We start from the raw sequence: 18,141 nt of genomic DNA on the forward strand, positions 1-18,141 counted from the left end.
GCTCCACTCTTTTGTTGATGCAGTTCAGAACCGAACCAGAACCGAACCTTACGGGCGGTTCTCAGGAGCCAGCGACTCCTCGGTTGCAAAAATCAGGGTCTGCTTCTTACCTCGCGCACCCACCGCAGGGGTTTCCAGCAGCAGCTCCGCGTTCAGGTCCTCAGCGTCCAGCTTCGCGCCAGCCAGAAGGCGGCTGGTCGCATCCTGCTTATCCTCACCGGTGATGAGGAAGAACACGTGACGCGAATTATTGATAATCGGCAGGGTGACCGACACGCGCTCAGCCGGCGGCTTCGGCGAATCAGAAACCATCACGGTCACAGCCTTACCGCCCTCAACCGGATCCTCCGGCAGACCGGTACCCAGCAGAACCTGCTTACGGCCCGGGAACAGGGAAGCAATATGACCGTCCGGGCCCATGCCCAGCAGGGTGATATCAAAGACCGGCGCGGGCCACTGGCCGCCGCCACCACCGCAGCCTCCGCCGCCGCATCCGCAACCACCTGCGGATTCGGAAGCCTCAGCAGCCTCAGCATCAAATTCGTCCAGGGTGGTCTCTTCGATGGACTGCTCGGGTGCGGAAGAACCGCAACCGCCGCCACCACAACCACAACCGCCGGAGCCGCCGTGCTCGTGACCTGCGCCGCCACCGTGACCGCCAGCCAGCGGCAGTTCGGTTGCGCCCTCGGGCATCTGCACGCTCATAGCCGGTGCGGAACCGGCGTAGTCACGCATCTCAAAGGCGTAGTGCTCAGCTGCAGCTTCCAGGCCGGTGAAAATATCGGACGGACCCATGCGGTGCACATTGCCCACGACCAGGCCGTGTGACAGCAGGGGAGCGAGCAGCACCTCAATAGCCTGACCGTCATTACGTTCGGGGCTACGCTCGGGCACGTAACGCTCATCGGAGAACCAGAAATGCACGCGGGACCAGTCGATATCCTTCACGCGCTCGTTCTCAGCCCACGCCTTCAAGGTGGCGATACCCATGGTGCCGCCGGTCAGCGAAATGTGGGCGATTGTGCGCTCAGAGAGCACGTGCTCAATGATGTCGAGGATGCGGGTCACCGCGTCCGCTGCGAGAGCGTCGCGGGTCGGGTGCGCCACCAGGGTGGGGGTGGATGCGCCCATGTTCTGAATCTTAGGCATCGAAAACCTCCGGGTATTCTTCGAGGTCCAGCATGTCTTCAGGCTGGCAAGTGTCATCGACGAGGGTGACGGTGCGCAGCGCCTGCTTCAGCACATCACCGTAGGTGTCGTCCGGGTCGAGGCGGCGCAACTCCTCAGAAATGCACTCGGCGAGGGTACGCACCGGCAGCGCAATCTGCTGATCGGGTGCGTACGGGGTGGAGATGGTCGCCACGGAAATGCCGGGGCGGAACATCGTCACCGAACCGTCTTCACGCTCAATGCTGACGCGGTACAGGCCGCGGTTTGCCGCGCCAATGGTGGCGAGGTGTACGGGCGCTTCAAGCTTCCAGCCGAGCCAAGTACCGAGCAGCACCACGGACGGGGACTTGCTCGAACCCCACACAACCACGCGGCGCACGGGGGAGGCAGGCATCTGCTCCATGAGCGCTGCCAGCTGGGTGCGCCACAGAGTGAGGCGCGTCCACGCCAGGTCGGTGTCGCCTGCACGGAATACGTCGGTGAGCTTGCGCAGTGCTTCCTTCGGGTCGTCGGCGCGTGCAGAGTCGGTAATGCGACGCTGCGCGATACGACCGATGGAGTGCTGCGCCGGGTTCTCGGGCACCGAGTGCGGCCACCAGACCACAATCGGGGAGTCCGGCAGCAACAGACCGGAGATCAGTGCTTCGGTCGGGCGGGAAGCGCTACCCCAGCCGCGCAGAACAATCATCTCGGATGCGCCGGTGTCGCCGCCGAGGTGGATTTCTGCATCCAGCTGGTCGGGGTCGAGCGGATCGTGGGAGATGTGTACGATAATGCGGCTCGGGTGTTCGTGGGATGCACGAATTGCGGCGCGCATTGCTTCGCGGGAGTGGCCCTTTTCCGCGAGGACAACAAAGGTGAGTACTCGTCCACTGCTGAGGCTACCGTTGGCGGCAGTCAGGTGGCTCAGTTCCTTGTTGATAGCGGAAACGGTGGTGTTATGCAGGTGCGAGATCACGGGCGCCTCCAAGCGCGGTTGTCACGCTCAAGCATCTCGTGTGCTGAACGCGGACCCCACGAACCGGACTCGTAGGGTTCAGGCTTAATGCGGTTTTCTTCCCAGTACTCTTCGAAGGGGTCGAGGATCTTCCAGGAGAGCTCAACTTCTTCGTGGCGGGGGAACAGCGGCGGCTCGCCGAGCAGAACGTCCAGGATGAGGCGTTCGTAGGCTTCGGGGGACTCTTCGGTGAAGGAGTGGCCGTAGCCGAAGTCCATGTTGACGTCGCGGATTTCCATCTGGGTGCCGGGCACCTTCGCGGAGAATCGGATGGTCATGCCTTCGTCGGGCTGCACGCGGATGACGATGGCGTTCTGACCGACCTGCGGGTTTTCACGTTCTCCGAAGAGACGGTCGGAGGACTTCTTGAAGACCACGGCGATTTCGGTGACTCGGCGGCCCAGGCGCTTGCCGGCGCGCAGGTAGAAGGGAGTGCCTTCCCAACGGCGGTTTGCGATGGACACCTTCAGCGCGGCAAAGGTTTCGGTGCGGGAGTCTGCGGGGATGTCGTTCTCGTCGAAGAAGCCGTTGACGTGCTCACCGCCCTGGTAGCCTGCGGCGTACTGGCCGAGCGCAAAGGAGTTCGGCAGGTCGTCGATGCGGACTGCTTCGAGGACCTTTGCCTTTTCGGCGCGCAGGTGCTTAGCGTCGAGGCTGAGGGGCTCTTCCATGGCGGTGAGGGCGAGCAGCTGCAGCAGGTGGTTCTGGATGACGTCGCGGGCCGCACCCACGCCGTCGTAGTAGCCTGCGCGGGAGCCGATGCCGATGTCTTCAGCCATGGTGATCTGGACGTGATCCACGTAGTGGGAGTTCCAGAGGGGCTCGAACATCTGGTTGGAGAAACGCATCGCCAGGATGTTCTGTACGGTTTCCTTGCCCAGGTAGTGGTCGATTCGGAACACGGCGTCGGGCGGGAAGACTGCCTCCACGATGGAGTTCAGTTCGCGTGCGCTTTCAAGGTTGTGGCCGAAGGGCTTCTCAATGACCACGCGGCGCCAACCGTCGACGGGGTTGATGGTGTCGTTATCGCGGGATGCGAGGTCGTGTTCGGCGAGCTTGGTGAGGACCTGCTCGAATGCCTTCGGGGGAATCGACAGGTAGAAGGCGTGGTTGCCGTGAGCGCCACGCTCGTCGAGTTCGGCGAGGGTGCTCTTGAGCTGTTCATAGGCTGCGTCGTCGTCAAAGGCACCTACGACGAATCGCATGCCCTGCTGGAACTGGTTCCATACGTCTTCGCGGAAGGGGGTACGGGCGTGTGCTTCAACGGATTCGCGTACGTAGGAGCGGAAATCGTCATCGCTCCAGGGGCGGCGGCCGAAGCCGACAAGGCCGAAGCTCGGCGGGAGCAAACCGCGGTTCATGAGGTCATACACTGCCGGAAGCAGCTTCTTGCGGGCCAGGTCACCGGTTACGCCAAAGAAGACGAGCGCGGACGGCCCCGCAATGCGGGTAATGCGGCGGTCGCGAGTGTCCCTGAGGGGGTTCGCTTCATGACCGATAGTCACAATATATTCCTTTGATTGCCTTGGTTGGTTCGTGCGGCGCGCGGTTCGTACCTTATTCGCGCGGAGGCGATGCCGCATTCTGGAAGGTGTGTACCCTGTATTGTACCGGTTTTGACGGGATTGTTTCAGTGGCACCCTAATTCGCCGAGATTCCCCGAGCGGTGAAGCTCTGGCGGGAACCCCGGCGGATTGGGTCGCGGTGCCGCGGTGCGCATCGGGCGGTGCACACCGATAGTGTTTAGTGCCGCGCTATATTTTCGGCGGCTACTGGGGTGCGGCTACTTAGCCTGCTCGAGTGCCTCGCGGACGGTCTGCAGCAGCTCTTCCCAGGAGACGTCGAACTTGGACAGGCCCTCAACCTCGAGCTTCTCCACGACCTCCGGGTAGGAGACGTAAGCGGAGATAGCGTCCAGAACATTGTTGGACTCGGAGTAGTTCGGCACGATGGTGTTGCCGGTGATTTCGCCGTGGTCGGCAACAGCGTTCAGGGTTGCCTCGGGCATGGTATTCACGGTGTTGGGGGCAACCAGGCCGGTGACGTACAGGGTGTCCGGCAGGGACGGGTCCTTCACGCCGGTGGATGCCCACAGCGGGCGCTGTACGTTCGCGCCGTGTGCTTCCAGGCGTGCCCAACGCTGGGAGGAGAACATTTCCTCGAACACCTCGTAGGCGAGGCGTGCGTTCGCCAGGCCTGCCTTACCCTTGAGCTGCACAGCGTCGCCGCCGGCAGCTTCGAGGCGTGCATCGATTTCGGTGTCTACGCGGGAGACGAAGAAGGATGCGACCGAGTGGATGGTGGACAGGTCCTTACCGTTCTCCAGTGCCTGCTCCAGGCCGAGCATGTAGGCGTTGATGACCTCGCGGTAGCGGGTCAGGGAGAAAATCAGGGTCACGTTCACGCTGATGCCAGCAGCCAGGGTCTCTGCGATGGGGCGCAGGCCTTCCTGGGTTGCGGGGATCTTGATCATGACGTTTTCGCGGCCCACGCGCTCGTAGAGTTCACGTGCCATCTTGGCGGTGCCTTCGGCGTCGCGTGCTAGGCGGGGGTCAACCTCGATGGAGACGCGGCCGTCAAAACCGTTGGATGCCTTGTAGACGGGTGCGAACACGTCGCAGGCTGCGCGTACGTCGTCGCAGGTTGCGGCGAAGACTGCCTCTTCAACGCTTGCGCCGGCGGCGGCAAGCTCACGCATCTGCTCGGCGTATGCGGCGCCCTTGGAGAGCGCGCCAGCGAAGATGGTGGGGTTGGTGGTCACACCGACGACGTTGTGGGTCTTGATGAGTTCGGCGAGGTTGTCGCTGGTCAGACGCTCACGGGAGAGGTCGTCAAGCCAGATGGAGACGCCGGCGTCGGAAAGCTTCTGAGTGGACTCAGACATGTGAAAACCTACGATTCTTTGTCAGAAATAAAAATTGGATAACGGTAAAAAACTGCCGGGGTTGGGTAGGCTCCGGCTCATATTAATGAGTCGGAGCCTACCTGTTGTTCACCACAACCGCCTCATACATGCGCCCCTAAAAGGGTGCATACTCAGACGGACGCGGCGGACAAAGTTTTATTTTGCCGCCTCGATGGATTCCTTAGCGGCAGCCACGACAGCCTCCGCGGTGATACCGAATTCGCGGTACAGAGTCTTCGCATCGGCGGATGCGCCGAAGTGCTCGATGGATACGGCGCGGCCGGCGGTGCCGAGCAGGTCGTACCAGCTCATCGCCAGGCCAGCCTCGACGGAGACGCGGGCTGCAACCGAGGCGGGCAGAACCGACTCGCGGTACTCTGCGTCCTGCTCAGCGAACCATTCACGAGAAGGCATGGAAACCACGCGGGCGGCGATGCCCTGCTCTGCGAGGGTTGCGCGAGCCTGAACAGCGAGTTCAACCTCGGAACCGGTAGCAATCAGGATGACGTCCGGGGTGCCCTCGGTGTCAGCCATGATGTAGCCGCCGCGTGCGGTGCCCTCAGCGGAAGCGAACTTCTCACCCTCAGCGTCTGCGTGTACGTCTTCACGAGCCCAGACGGGCAGGTTCTGGCGGGAGAGCACGAGGCCTGCGGGGCGGTCGGACTTCTCCAGGATGGTGCGCCATGCGACAGCGGTTTCGTTAGCGTCCGCGGGGCGAACCACGTCGAAGCCGGGGATAGCGCGCAGGGAGGAGAGGTGCTCAATCGGCTGGTGGGTGGGGCCGTCTTCGCCCACACCGATGGAGTCGTGGGTCCACACGTACAGTGCGGGAACACCCATCAGTGCGGAGAGGCGAACAGCCGGGCGCTGGTAGTCGGAGAACACGAAGAAGGTGCCCGAGAACGCGCGGGTGGGGGAGGAGAGCACGATGCCGTTGACGATTGCTGCGGCAGCCTGCTCACGAATACCGAAGTGCAGTACGCGGCCGTAGGGGTTGCCGGTCCAGTCTTCGGTGCTGCGCGATGCCGGGTTGAAGGACTCCGCACCCTTGATGGTGGTCAGGTTCGAACCGGCAAGGTCAGCGGAGCCGCCCCACAGTTCGGGGAAGGTGTCAGCAATAGCGTTGATGACGGTGCCGGATGCTGCGCGGGTTGCCACGGAGGTGCCAGCCTCGAACACGGGGAAGGCAGCCTTGTAGTCTGCAGGCAGTTCGCCTGCGACGAGGCGCTTGTACAGTTCGGCGCGCTCGGGGTTAGCCTTAGCCCATGCCTCGAATTTCTCGTCCCATGCCTTGTGTGCAGCGGCGCCGCGTTCAACGAGTTGGCGGGTGTGTGCCAGGACGTTCTCCTCGATGAAGAAGCTCTTGGCGGGGTCGAAGCCGAGCAGTTCCTTGGTTGCGGCGACCTCTTCAGCACCGAGCTTGGAGCCGTGTACTGCGCCGGTGTTCTGCTTGGTGGGTGCAGGGTAGCCGATGATGGTGCGCAGCTCAATGAAGGAGGGCTTGTCGGTGACAGCCTTGGCACGCTCAATAGCGGCGTACAGTTCTGCGACGTCCTCAACGTAGTCGCCGGTGCGGGTCCAGTCCACGCGCTGAACATCCCAACCGTAGGACTCGTAGCGCTTTGCAACGTCCTCGGTGAAGGCAACGTCGGTGTCTTCCTCAATGGAGATGTGGTTGCGGTCCCAGACGACAATCAGGTTGCCGAGCTCCTGGTGACCTGCGAGCGCGCACGCCTCGGCGGTAACGCCTTCCTGCACGTCACCTTCGGAGGCGATGACGTAGACGTGGTGGTCGAAGGGGGAGGTGCCCGGTGCTGCATCGGGGTCGAACATGCCGCGCATACGGCGCTGTGCGTAGGCGAAACCAACGGCGGATGCCAGTCCCTGGCCGAGCGGACCGGTGGTGATTTCTACGCCCTTGGTGTGCTTGTATTCGGGGTGGCCGGGGGTGAGGGCACCCCAGGTGCGCAGGGCTTCCAGGTCGCTCATTTCGAGGCCGTAGCCGCCGAGGAACAGCTGAGTGTACAGGGTGAGGGAGGTGTGGCCGGGGGAGAGGATGAAGCGGTCACGGCCTTCCCAGCGGTCGTCGGAGGGATCCTGGTTCATGACCTTCTGGAAGAGCAGGTAGGCGACCGGCGCCAGGCTCATTGCGGTGCCGGGGTGGCCGGATCCGACATTATCTACGGCGTCTGCGGCGAGGATACGTGCGGTATCTACGGCGCGCTGGTCGGTTTCTGTCCACTGGAAGTTCTCTGCCACGTGGGTGTCCTTTCACAACGTGAGTGGATGCGCCAGCAGGCTTGTGCTAGCGCGCTGTTTGTCGGGTGTAACGTGCCTTCGGGGGTGTTTATTCCCGCGCCGGTAGGTGCCCGGGTAAGTGCCAGGGTAGGTGCGGGGTGCCGGGAGGTTTGTTTCGACCCTTTCGTTTTAACAGGATAGTTCACTGGGCGGAAGTATCCGGTGTGTGAATGCAGACATTCACAGGGTGATACATGCACGGCGCAGGGATGATTCGGGGGGGGGCGAATCGGGGGCGAATGTGCCGCCGGAGCGCGGACTCCGTGGGTTTTAGCCGGGTTTTAGCCGGGTTTCATGGCGTATGGCTGGTGGGTGGTTAGGGTGTGTTGATGAGCTATGCGCTGAATATTGTTCAGTAACCTAACAATTCTTGTGTAAGTGGTGAAGCTCATGTTAAGGTTGAGCAGGAAGGTTGTAGACCGAAACAGTGGTTGGGTCGGTCTGCATCTCGGTGATTGAAGCCCCTCCTCCGCGCAAGAACTGTTGATTATCTTACTGTGGTGGTGAGATAAAAGGTTCTGGAGGAGGGCGCTTTCTTTTAGTCTCGGACTGTGCCCATGGTGCAAGGTTGAGGCTAAAGATTTGTGTTATATGAATGGGTGCCGGATATGATCGGAACATATCCGGCACCCGCCTTTTAATCTGCGATTAGAAGAAGCACTGTCTGCTCTTGCGTCGTCTGTATTTGCGCTGCCTCTAGTCGGACCACTTGAACTTACGCGAGGCAACAAACCCAATGACAACGGTCCACACAATGAGGACCCAGTGCGGGTCGGCGAGCCACTGATGCTGAATGAAGTTGCCGCGCAGCGCGTCGCCCAGAGCCGCCGAGGGCGACCACGCCACGATTCCGGCGTACCAGTCCGGGAAGGACTTCAACGGGAACACCACGCCGCCGGCACCGGCAAGAATCACCCAGGCAATATTGACGATGGCGAGGGTCGCCTCTGCGCGCACCGTGCCGGCAATGAGCAGACCCAGCGCCGTAAACGCGCCGGCACCCATGAGCATCGTGATGATGGAGCGGGAGACGGCGATAGCGTCCGGGTGCCAGCCCAAACCGTACCCGAGCGCCGTCACCAGTGTGAACTGAATCGCCACGACCACCAGCACCGCAATGCACTTGCCTATAATCAGGCCGTTACGGCCCAGGGGAGTGGTTGCAAGGAACCGTAGCACGCCGTAGCGGCGGTCAAAACCGGTGGCAATACCCTGACCGGACAGCGCCGTAGAAATCACACAGAGCGCCAGAACGCCGGGGACCGCCGCATCCATGCGGGAGACCCCCACCGAGTTCGCGTACTCATCAATCAGACCGGTGAACCGCAACGCAATGAGCGCCATGACGGGAAAAATAATGTTGAGCATCAGCTGCTCGCCGTTGCGTAGCATCGCCATCGTCTCGTAGCGGCCCTGCTCGATCACGCGCACGAGCGGGTAGTTCGCGCGCGGGGGAATGTACTCCTCATCTTCGTCAATAGAAGAGGCCCTGGGGTGGGTGTCTACGAGGCGAGTGTCTACGGTGGGGCGGGTGGTCGCGGCGCGTTCTTCCAATTGGTTCCCTTCCGCTCGGTTCTCTTCTACTCGGCTCTCTTCTGCTGGCTTTTCTTCTACTTGGTTTTCTGCCGCCCGGTTGTTGTTAGTGCGTGCGGTGTTGCTCATCGGATATCACGTCCTGAAATATCGAGGAAGACATCCTCAAGAGTCTTCGGTTCCATGGTGAGAGAAATCGGCATGAGGCGACGTTCGGCGAGCGCCTCGGTGAACGCCGCCAGATGCTCGGGGCGTAGCGCGCCGACCAGCTCATACTCGCCGGGCACGGAGGTTGCGCCGTCACGAGCCGGGGCGTAGGGCACCTTCTCGATGAGCTCCACACCGGCACGCAGATGCGCGGGCAGCAACTGCTCACGGGTGGGGGTGGGTGCATCCAGCGTGTACTGCAGTCGGTTTGTGCCGTCGCTGGCGATGAGCTCGGAGACGGTGCCTTCCTGAACGGTGGCGCCGTTTTCAATGATGTAGACGTAGTCGGCGAGCTTCTGCGCGTCGTCAATCAGGTGCGTGGTGAGCACGATTGCGGTGCCGAGTTCACGCTGTTCACGAATGATGTCGAAGACGACGTTGCGGGATTGCGGGTCCAGGCCCGCGGAGGGCTCGTCGAGGAAGAGTACGTCCGGGCGGCCGATGAGGGCGGCGGCAAGGGAGACGCGCTGCTTCTGACCGCCCGAGAGGCGGCGAATCGTGGTGCCGTTGAAGGTATCAATGCCGAGGCGTTCTACGAGCTCTTCGACCGGGTACGGGTCGGTGTACATGGTCGAGATGTGCTCGAGTAGCGGAATGGGGTGCATGGCGTTGGGCAGGCCGCCGTCCTGGAGCATAATGCCGACCTTGGCGCGCAGCTCCGGGTCCGCCTGCAGCGGGTTTTCTCCGAGCAGGCGCACTGTACCGCGGGTGGGTTTGAGTAGGCCCTGGGCGCAGGCGAGGGTCGTGGTTTTACCGGCACCGTTGGCTCCGAGCAGGACGACTACTTCACCGGGGAAGACACGCAGGTTGACGTTGTTGACGGCGCGGTAGAGCCCGCTGGCAGTGAGCCGTTCGGGGTATTTGGTGCGGAAGGCGCGTGAGGGTTTGAACTCTTTGATGAGGTCTTTAATGCTGAGCGCCGGTTCTTCGGTGACGATGCGTCGTCGTGCGGTGGGGGAGGCGTTGGAATCCGTGTGGTGCTCAGCGTGTGCCGTTGGTACGGCGGATGCACGCCCCGGGTGGTCCTGCTGGCCCGCGGTGGTGGTCTCCATAGACAGTCACTTTCGATTTTTCGCTGATGAGTGTGTGTGCCCCTTCATCTTATGCCCTAACTCACGTTGAGGGCACGCTCGTAACGACTCAAATGTTCACTTAAGGTAGAAAAGTTAGCAAGTAGGGGTACCTAACTAGCCAAAGAAAAACTAATTAGGACATACTTTATTTGTGTATTCCGTGAACAAGACCCCTCAGCGCGCCTCAACGAACGAGGCGCAGACCCGAAGCGGCACCCGAACCGCCGCCTCGGGCTCTACTGGTGCTTCCAATACAAAGTCCTCCGCGGCACGCACATCCAAGCGCAAAGCCGAGGCAGAAGAACGCACCAGGGACCGCGTCCTGCGCGAAGTCCTGAGCAATGGCCCCGTATCCGCAGCAACCCTCGGTGAGCTCCTCAGCCTCACCCCCGCAGCGGTACGCCGCCACCTCGACGCCCTCGAATCCAACAACATGATCGAGGTTGCGCCCATCAAAAAGCACGGCGCCGGAGCTGGACGACCCGCCCGCCGCTACGTGATTGCCCCCCAGGGCCACGAACGCCTCGGCAACGACTACCTCATCATCGCCCGCGACGCCCTGCAAATGCTCCGCGACACGGTTGGGCAGGAAGCCCTCGAAGCTTTCGCCTCCGCCCGTGCCGCAGAAATGGAAGCCCGCTACCGACCCGTTGTAGAAGCCGCCGGTGACGATGTGGCAGCCAGAGCGCAGGCGCTCGCAGAGGCAATGAGTAAGGACGGCTTCGTGGCGACCGCTCAGGTCACCGCGCCTCCTGCAGGACGGACCGTTCCCGAGCATTTTCTGGCAAGTATTCAGCTCTGTCAGGGTCACTGCCCGGTACGCGACCTCGCTGGAGACTTCCAAGTGTTCTGTGAGCAGGAAACCGGGATTATTTCTGACCTGCTCGGCGTTGATGTCCGTAGGCTTTCAACCATGGCTTCGGGTGCTCACGTGTGTACGACGCACGTGCCCCTGAACCGCGTCACCGCCGAGGGTGAGAAGAACGCAGAAAAATCTGTAGAGAAACCTTCCGCGTAACGCTTACCGCAGTACCCCGCGGCGCACCCCGATGAACCCCTCAAGGGTGCGACCCGCACGCTGGAACCCGCACGCCCCACGCTGCGTTAAACGCCGTGGTCGAGCGCGGCATCAGCCCCTAAAACTACCGCGCCTGCAACCGGCAGGTGGCGGCGAGAAATGTAATAACCATCGAAGAAAGGCCGTAATGACTGAGAAAGTTGGGCAGAACGCCAACGACACCGTCATTTCAGAGATCCTGGAGATGAACCCCGAACTCGAGGGCATTGGCAACTACGAGTACGGTTGGGCAGACTCCGACGAAGCAGGCCAGGTAGCAAAGCGCGGCCTGGACGAGAACGTCGTGCGCGACATCTCTGCGAAGAAGAACGAACCCCAGTGGATGCTGGATATGCGTCTGAAGGCGCTGAAGTTCTTCGAACGTAAGCCCATGCCCACCTGGGGTGCGGATCTTTCCGAAATTGACTTCGACAACATCAAGTACTTCGTGCGCTCGACCGAGGGTCAGGCGGCTTCTTGGGAGGAACTGCCCGAGGACATCCGCACCACCTACGAGCGTCTGGGCATTCCCGAGGCGGAGCGTAACTCCCTCGTCGCGGGTGTGGCTGCACAGTACGAGTCTGAGGTTGTGTACCACCAGATCCGTGAGGACCTGGAGAAGCAGGGCGTGATCTTCGTCGACACCGACACCGGTCTGCGCGAATACCCCGAACTGTTCAAGGAATACTTCGGCTCCATCATCCCGATTGGTGACAACAAGTTCTCCGCGCTGAACACCGCCGTATGGTCCGGTGGCTCCTTCGTGTACGTTCCCCCGGGAGTTCACGTGGAGATCCCGCTGCAGGCGTACTTCCGCATTAACACCGAGAACATGGGCCAGTTCGAACGCACCCTGATCATTGCGGACGAAGACTCCTACGTTCACTACATTGAGGGCTGCACCGCCCCCATCTACAAGTCCGACTCCCTGCACTCCGCAGTGGTTGAGATTGTGCTGAAGAAAAACGCACGCGTTCGCTACACCACCATCCAGAACTGGTCGAACAACGTCTACAACCTGGTGACCAAGCGTGCTGTTGCGCACGAGGGCGCCACCATGGAATGGGTGGACGGCAACATCGGTTCGAAGGTCACCCAGAAGTACCCGGCTGTTTACATGGTCGGCGAGCACGCTAAGGGTGAGACCCTGTCCATCGCATTCGCGGGTGAGGGTCAGCACCAGGACACCGGTTCGAAGATGGTTCACATTGCACCGAACACCTCCTCGACCATTGTGTCCAAGTCCGTGGCGCGTAACGGCGGCCGCAGCGCATACCGTGGCCTGGTTCAGGTTCGTGAGGGCGCTAAGCACTCCAAGTCCTCCGTGGTCTGTGACGCACTGCTGGTGGACACCATCTCCCGCTCTGACACCTACCCCTATGTGGATGTCCGCGAGGACGATGTGACCATGGGCCACGAGGCGACCGTTTCCCGCGTCTCCGAGGACCAGCTGTTCTACCTGATGCAGCGCGGCCTGAGCGAAGAAGAAGCAATGGCGATGATCGTTCGCGGCTTCGTTGAGCCTATCGCCCGCGAGTTGCCGATGGAGTACGCACTCGAACTGAACCGCCTGATCGAACTTCAAATGGAAGGATCTGTGGGCTAATGCCGACCAACGAAGAAACCCTGGGTTACCACTCCCCGATCATCCCCGGCATGGACCAGGAGGGCGAGAAGCTCGCCACCGAGTTCGCCCACGATGACACCCTGATGCGCGCCACCGAGGCACACCACCAGGGCTCCAACCCGAACAACGTCCAGAAGGTACTCGAAGCATCCCGTGCAGAGCGTAAGACCTCCTACAATGTGGAGGACTTCGCGCCCCTGACCGGTCGTGAAGAGGACTGGCGCTTCACCCCGCTGAAGCGTCTGGGCGGCCTGCACCTGGAGAAGCTGACTGGCACCGCACCGGCACCGCAGATCACTGCACCCGAGCAGGTTCAGGTTGAGACCGTCTCCCGTGAGGATGCACGCATCGGCTCCGCGGGTATCCCCGAGGACCGCGTGGCAGCGAACGCGTGGTCCAGCTTCACCGAAGCAACCGTGGTGACCATCCCCGCCGAAGCTGAACTGGCTGAGCACGTGGAAATCGACATCACCGGCACCGGCAACGAGGCTGCCGCACAGCACATCGTGATTGAGGCTAAGCCCTTCTCGAAGGCTGTTGTGGTTCTGCGCCACACCGGCTCCACCGTCCTGGCACAGAACGTTGAGTTCGTGGTGAACGACGAGGCTGAGCTGAACGTTGTTTCCGTACAGCAGTGGGCTGACGACACGATCCACGCATCCGCACACTACGCTAAGCTGGGCCGTAACGCACGCTTCAAGCACGTTGTGGTGTCCCTCGGCGGCGACCTGGTGCGTGTGACCCCCTCCACCAAGTTCACCGCTCCCGGCGCTGAGACTGAAATGTACGGCCTGTACTTCGTAGACGCAGGTCAGCACATTGAGTCCCGCCTGTTCGTGGACCACTCCGTACCCAACTGCAAGTCCCGCGTGACCTACAAGGGCGCGCTGCAGGGTAAGGGTGCGCACTCCGTATGGGTTGGTGACGTTCTGATTGGTAAGGATGCAGAAGGCACCGACACCTACGAGCTGAACCGTAACCTGCTCCTGGAAGTTGGCCCCCGCGCCGACTCCGTGCCGAACCTGGAGATTGAGACCGGCCTGATTGAGGGCGCCGGCCACGCATCCACCACCGGCCAGCTCGATGAGCAGCACCTGTGGTACCTGCAGGCTCGCGGTATTCCGGAGGCTGAGGCACGCCGTCTGGTCGTGCGCGGCTTCCTGAATGAGATCATTCAGCAGATTTGTGTTCCCGAACTTGAAGAGCAGCTCACCGAGGCCCTTGAGGCAGAGCTCGCCCTCAGCAACAACTAAGCTTTACCAGGAGAAATCAATGTCTACTCTTGAAATCAAGGACCTTCACGTCTCGGTTATCCTCGACGATGAAACCACCAAGCCCATCCTGAAGGGCGTTAACCTGACCATCAACTCTGGCGAGATTCACGCAATCATGGGCCCGAACGGTTCCGGTAAGTCCACTCTGGCTTCCACCATTGCTGGGCACCCCAAGTACCAGGTTGACTCCGGTCAGATCCTGCTCGACGGTGAGGACATCACCGAGATGAGCGTGGACGAGCGTGCACGCGCAGGCCTGTTCCTGGCGATGCAGTACCCGGTTGAGATCCCCGGCGTGACCATGTCCAACTTCCTGCGTTCCGCTAAGACCGCTGTGGACGGTCAGGCTCCCTCCCTGCGTACCTGGACCAAGGACGTTAAGGAAGCCATGAAGAACCTGGAGATTGACCCCGCGTTCATCGCACGTAATGTGAACGAGGGCTTCTCCGGCGGTGAGAAGAAGCGCCACGAGATCCTTCAGCTGGAGCTGCTCAAGCCCAAGTTCGGCATCCTGGACGAGACCGACTCTGGTCTGGACGTTGACGCGCTGAAGATCGTGTCTGAGGGCGTTAACCGTGCGCACGACGAGAACGACATGGGCGTCATGCTGATTACCCACTACACCCGCATCCTGCGCTACATCAAGCCGCAGTTCGTGCACGTGTTCGTGGACGGCAAGATGGTTGACCAGGGCGGCCCCGAGCTGGCTGACCGCCTGGAAGAAGAGGGCTACGTAGCTTACGTGGGTAAGAAGTAAGCTTCTTCCCTGACCGGATTCTGACAGAAAGATAGAACTATGACTGAGACTGTGCAGGGTCGTATTCCTCAGGAAGAAATTGAGGAAGCCCTCAAGGAGGTCATTGACCCGGAGCTCGGCGTCAATATTGTTGACCTCGGTCTGCTCTACGGTCTGCGCTGGGATGAGGATGGAACCCTCATTCTGGACCTGACTCTGACCACCGCGGCGTGCCCGCTGCAGGAGGTTATTGAGGAGCAGGTTCAGAGCAACCTGGATAACCTGGTTGATTCTTGGCGTGTGAACTGGGTTTGGATGCCGCCGTGGGGCCCGGAGCGTATTACTGAGGACGGCCGCGATATGATGCGCGCGCTGGGCTTCAACATCTAAGCTCCTGACTTGCAGATAAGGTACCCGCCCGGTGCTGAAGGTGTATGCCTTCGGCACCGGGCGGGTATTTTTGTGCGTTTTTACATGAAGTGAATGTGTGGTCTTAATCCCAGATTTAAAAGTAATTTAATAATGGTAGTGATGTATTTTGCTGAAACAATTAGGACGCTTTGACTTTGGGGGGGGGTCTAGTATATTTCCTTGTGAATCATACACTCACATCATATTAGCTCCTTATGCAATGGCTGCTTGAGGATGCCGAAAGGAAATCATGGCACAAAAGATTATTGCCGCTGACGGTTCTGTCTACGTTAAGAAGAAGCCTTTCTACCTCCGTTGGTGGTTTATCACTCTCGTTATTCTTGTTCTTCTTGGTGGTTGCGCTTCAATAATGGGCGGCTCTAAGAGCTCCACTAAGGTAAGTGCCCCCTCATCTTCGGCAGCTACTGATTCGTCGGCACCTAGCGCTTCTTCCGCTACGGTAGGTACGGATACCTCTTCTGCGGCAGATGCCGGTACCTCTGCGGCTCCTGCTACCACTGCTGCGGAATCTAACGCAAAGCAGAACGATAACAGCGTTCCTAGAGAATATAAGTCTGCTTTGAAGAAGGCGGAGTCTTATTCTCGCACCATGCACATGTCCAAGCAGCGTATCTACGACCAGCTCACCAGTGAATTCGAAAAGTTCACTCCTGAAGCTGCTCAGTATGCTGTGGACAATATGAAGGCTGACTGGAACGCAAATGCCCTGGAGAGCGCAAAGAGCTACCAGAAGACGATGAACATGTCTCCCGAGGCAATCCGTTCCCAGCTGACTTCCTCGTTTGACGGATTCACCGAGGAAGAAGCTGACTACGCAGTCTCTCACCTGGACTAATTCAACAGATGATTCATAGAAGCCGCCCGGCATGGAACACATTCCATACCGGGCGGCTTCTATATGGTCAGCTTTGAACCTAGTCGTTCAGGTGCAGTAGCTTTAGCGAGTGTTCGTACTTGATCATCAGGGTCGAGCGGGTCGGCTCCGGCAACAGAGCCAGACGGTGCGGGTCAGTATTATCCGCAATATCGGCAAGCTTCACCAGACGAGCCAAATCATTCACACGCACCCGGCTCAGATACGACTCACGCGACTCACCCGGGCGATGGGTCAAGGCATCAATCGCATCCACAATACGCGCCGAGAAGTGACGGGCCAGATATGCGAGGGAAACGCCGGTATCCTCCACCGTGTCGTGCAGTAGCGCCACAATCTGAGCCTCAGTCTTCAGTTCCTCCAAAGACGAATCGGGATGAGTGGCGGCAGCCATTTCAGACACGAGCTTACGTGCCCCAAGAGCCACACGGCGAGGGTGGGAGATGTAGGGCCAGCCGTTACGATCAGTCTGCCCCTCATGCGCCTTATCAGCGATGCTGTCTGCCAGGCGAACCATCTCTTTGTAGTAGCTATTCGACATGAGAACCTCCGTTGGTTTAGACTCCTGCGAGTTGACGGCACCCGCGACCGTGCCGGTACGTTGCGCTAAGCCGATACGGAACGGTAGCTGGTACCAATACTCTACGCCAGCTGTGGGGCGGCGGAGGCGGAACTCGCCCGAAACACCCTTAATACGTCAAATATGACGCGCCGAAGAAGAAAATAGGGTGCTTTATGTCTGCAAATCATGAACTTGGTGCCTATTCTACCCGAGTTCTGCAGCGGATACCGACCCGCAGGAGGCGCCCTGCACCTCCGCGAAAGTGTCTGCCGCACCCATTTGGCACCGCCCGGTGTAACTCGCCCAAAAATCTCATATGGTGGCAAAAAATTTCTGTCTTTTTCTGGCGAAAATCGGTGCGCAAACCGCCCAACACAAAGGCAGTTTAAGCGTGTTTAGCACACACCGATACACACTCATCAAACGAAAAAATGCTCGCCCTCCGCGCCCTGATAAAACATCCAAAAACCCGTATTTTTGTGCGAAAATACGCGATAAACTGGGGGCAACCAAACATCGGAGAACACCATGGCAGAGCTCTACGAGCGCTTCGTCGCTTTGTATCCCCACCCACACGAGCGAATCCGCCACGGCGCCCCACGAGCCGAACTTAACCGGCGATACCTCGAACACCTTTACGAGGGCAAGAACCGGGGAACAACCCCCATCGTGGTTGCCCTCGACCCGACCCTGCTCGGGACCATTGAGAATAACGTCTCCCTGCGCACCTCAACGCCCGTGCAGCACATCACCGGCGACACCGTTGAGCGGTACGCACATGAGCTCATCACAGACCAGCATCATTACCTAGACCAGGTCGGTGTAGAAGTTGCCGCACATGAGGCGTTCCGGCACCTGAACGAGAGCGCCTACCTGCATACCTACCGCCGCCTTATGGAAAACGGTGAACTCGGCGAAGACGATATTGGTAGGCCCCTGAAAGCTGAGTACCCCTTCGAGCTGACCGCCGGCATCATCAATGAGAAGGTCAAAGCTGCCGACATTGACAGCGCCGCGGAACTGCTGATTATGGACCTGCCGCTGCGGGATGTATCCGGGGTATTTGCTTACCTGCCCTTCGGCGGGTGGGATTCCAGCCCCAGCCCCGAGGCGATGCTGTCCATTGCCCGCTACTGGTTTGAACGCGATGACGCCTACCCGGCTGTTATCGCCTCGGACTTTATCGAGTTCTACACGCCGGTACCGGTCACAACCCGCCGCGACGCCGAAATCCTAGCGGTCGAGCACACGATGGTTTCCTCGGCGATGCCGGTGCGTGTCTACCGCGGCTTCGACAAGCTCGTGGAGGCGCTCTACGGTCAGCACGACTGGTACCTGTGGTGGGAGCAGCTCCCGCGGCGGCGCTCCTTATTGAAACGCCCTAAACCAGCCTAAG

The 18,141-nt window shown here is 60.3% G+C and carries 15 protein-coding genes; 7 read left to right on the forward strand and 8 right to left on the reverse strand.

Features of this window, described 5'->3' with window-relative positions:
• Positions 1-48: 48 nt before the first annotated feature.
• From NML54_RS03700 to NML54_RS03730, 7 genes are all read right to left on the reverse strand, one after another.
• Entirely contained in the window at positions 49-1,149 is a 1,101-nt protein-coding gene (locus NML54_RS03700) for a 6-phosphogluconolactonase (RefSeq protein WP_254755968.1), read from the reverse strand.
• Positions 1,142-2,128 (reverse strand): glucose-6-phosphate dehydrogenase assembly protein OpcA, encoded by a 987-nt coding sequence (locus tag NML54_RS03705; RefSeq protein ID WP_254755969.1) that lies wholly within the window; start codon positions 2,126-2,128, stop codon positions 1,142-1,144. The genes NML54_RS03700 and NML54_RS03705 overlap by 8 nt, the downstream gene beginning before the upstream one ends.
• Complete coding sequence (gene zwf / locus NML54_RS03710; RefSeq protein ID WP_070686853.1) at positions 2,125-3,672, reverse strand: glucose-6-phosphate dehydrogenase; 1,548 nt, start codon at positions 3,670-3,672, stop codon at positions 2,125-2,127. The genes NML54_RS03705 and zwf overlap by 4 nt, the downstream gene beginning before the upstream one ends.
• A gap of 278 nt (positions 3,673-3,950) precedes the next feature.
• Positions 3,951-5,051 carry a transaldolase gene (tal, locus tag NML54_RS03715; protein WP_254755970.1) on the reverse strand — a complete coding sequence of 367 codons (1,101 nt, stop codon included), beginning with the start codon at positions 5,049-5,051 and terminating at the stop codon, positions 3,951-3,953.
• Between the two features lie 177 nt (positions 5,052-5,228).
• Positions 5,229-7,331 (reverse strand): transketolase, encoded by a 2,103-nt coding sequence (gene tkt, locus NML54_RS03720; RefSeq protein WP_254755971.1) that lies wholly within the window; start codon positions 7,329-7,331, stop codon positions 5,229-5,231.
• A gap of 735 nt (positions 7,332-8,066) precedes the next feature.
• Complete coding sequence (locus NML54_RS03725; RefSeq protein ID WP_254755972.1) at positions 8,067-9,032, reverse strand: ABC transporter permease; 966 nt, start codon at positions 9,030-9,032, stop codon at positions 8,067-8,069.
• Positions 9,029-10,162, reverse strand: coding sequence for an ABC transporter ATP-binding protein (locus NML54_RS03730; RefSeq protein WP_254755973.1), 1,134 nt, complete (start codon positions 10,160-10,162; stop codon positions 9,029-9,031). Before NML54_RS03730 ends, NML54_RS03725 begins: the two co-directional genes overlap by 4 nt.
• Positions 10,163-10,334: 172 nt before the next feature.
• Between NML54_RS03730 and NML54_RS03735 the strand changes: the two genes are divergently transcribed.
• From NML54_RS03735 to NML54_RS03760, 6 genes are all read left to right on the forward strand, one after another.
• Positions 10,335-11,201, forward strand: coding sequence for a helix-turn-helix transcriptional regulator (locus NML54_RS03735; RefSeq protein WP_254755974.1), 867 nt, complete (start codon positions 10,335-10,337; stop codon positions 11,199-11,201).
• 187 nt (positions 11,202-11,388) lie between these two features.
• Positions 11,389-12,846 (forward strand): Fe-S cluster assembly protein SufB, encoded by a 1,458-nt coding sequence (gene sufB, locus NML54_RS03740; RefSeq protein ID WP_049341273.1) that lies wholly within the window; start codon positions 11,389-11,391, stop codon positions 12,844-12,846.
• Complete coding sequence (gene sufD, locus NML54_RS03745) at positions 12,846-14,120, forward strand: Fe-S cluster assembly protein SufD (protein WP_254755975.1); 1,275 nt, start codon at positions 12,846-12,848, stop codon at positions 14,118-14,120. Before sufB ends, sufD begins: the two co-directional genes overlap by 1 nt.
• 19 nt (positions 14,121-14,139) lie before the next feature.
• The gene (gene sufC / locus NML54_RS03750) at positions 14,140-14,898 is read left to right on the forward strand and encodes a Fe-S cluster assembly ATPase SufC (RefSeq protein ID WP_070686839.1); all 759 of its coding nucleotides are present in this window, start codon (positions 14,140-14,142) and stop codon (positions 14,896-14,898) included.
• A gap of 39 nt (positions 14,899-14,937) precedes the next feature.
• A complete protein-coding gene (locus NML54_RS03755; RefSeq protein ID WP_070686837.1) occupies positions 14,938-15,267 on the forward strand; it encodes a metal-sulfur cluster assembly factor in 330 nt (109 codons plus the stop codon).
• A 271-nt stretch (positions 15,268-15,538) separates the two neighbouring features.
• Entirely contained in the window at positions 15,539-16,144 is a 606-nt protein-coding gene (locus NML54_RS03760; RefSeq protein WP_254755976.1) for an Ltp family lipoprotein, read from the forward strand.
• 79 nt (positions 16,145-16,223) lie between these two features.
• Here NML54_RS03760 and NML54_RS03765 read toward each other — a convergent pair whose 3' ends face one another.
• Entirely contained in the window at positions 16,224-16,724 is a 501-nt protein-coding gene (locus tag NML54_RS03765) for an HD domain-containing protein (protein WP_254755977.1), read from the reverse strand.
• A gap of 549 nt (positions 16,725-17,273) precedes the next feature.
• Between NML54_RS03765 and NML54_RS03770 the strand changes: the two genes are divergently transcribed.
• Positions 17,274-18,140 (forward strand): DUF4253 domain-containing protein, encoded by an 867-nt coding sequence (locus NML54_RS03770; RefSeq protein ID WP_254755978.1) that lies wholly within the window; start codon positions 17,274-17,276, stop codon positions 18,138-18,140.
• Position 18,141 lies beyond the last annotated feature (1 nt).

Source organism: Rothia gullae (genome assembly GCF_024294905.1).
Taxonomy (GTDB): Bacteria; Actinomycetota; Actinomycetes; order Actinomycetales; family Micrococcaceae; genus Rothia.

What these genes read in the sequence shown, in the direction of transcription:
- NML54_RS03700 (WP_254755968.1), bottom strand. Translation starts at nt 1,149, where the DNA reads ATGCCTAAGATTCAGAACATGGGCGCATCCACCCCCACCCTGGTGGCG.
- tal (WP_254755970.1), bottom strand. Translation starts at nt 5,051, where the DNA reads ATGTCTGAGTCCACTCAGAAGCTTTCCGACGCCGGCGTCTCCATCTGG.
- NML54_RS03725 (WP_254755972.1), bottom strand. Translation starts at nt 9,032, where the DNA reads ATGAGCAACACCGCACGCACTAACAACAACCGGGCGGCAGAAAACCAA.
- NML54_RS03730 (WP_254755973.1), bottom strand. Translation starts at nt 10,162, where the DNA reads ATGGAGACCACCACCGCGGGCCAGCAGGACCACCCGGGGCGTGCATCC.
- sufB (WP_049341273.1), top strand. Translation starts at nt 11,389, where the DNA reads ATGACTGAGAAAGTTGGGCAGAACGCCAACGACACCGTCATTTCAGAG.
- sufD (WP_254755975.1), top strand. Translation starts at nt 12,846, where the DNA reads ATGCCGACCAACGAAGAAACCCTGGGTTACCACTCCCCGATCATCCCC.
- sufC (WP_070686839.1), top strand. Translation starts at nt 14,140, where the DNA reads ATGTCTACTCTTGAAATCAAGGACCTTCACGTCTCGGTTATCCTCGAC.
- NML54_RS03755 (WP_070686837.1), top strand. Translation starts at nt 14,938, where the DNA reads ATGACTGAGACTGTGCAGGGTCGTATTCCTCAGGAAGAAATTGAGGAA.
- NML54_RS03760 (WP_254755976.1), top strand. Translation starts at nt 15,539, where the DNA reads ATGGCACAAAAGATTATTGCCGCTGACGGTTCTGTCTACGTTAAGAAG.
- NML54_RS03765 (WP_254755977.1), bottom strand. Translation starts at nt 16,724, where the DNA reads ATGTCGAATAGCTACTACAAAGAGATGGTTCGCCTGGCAGACAGCATC.
- NML54_RS03770 (WP_254755978.1), top strand. Translation starts at nt 17,274, where the DNA reads ATGGCAGAGCTCTACGAGCGCTTCGTCGCTTTGTATCCCCACCCACAC.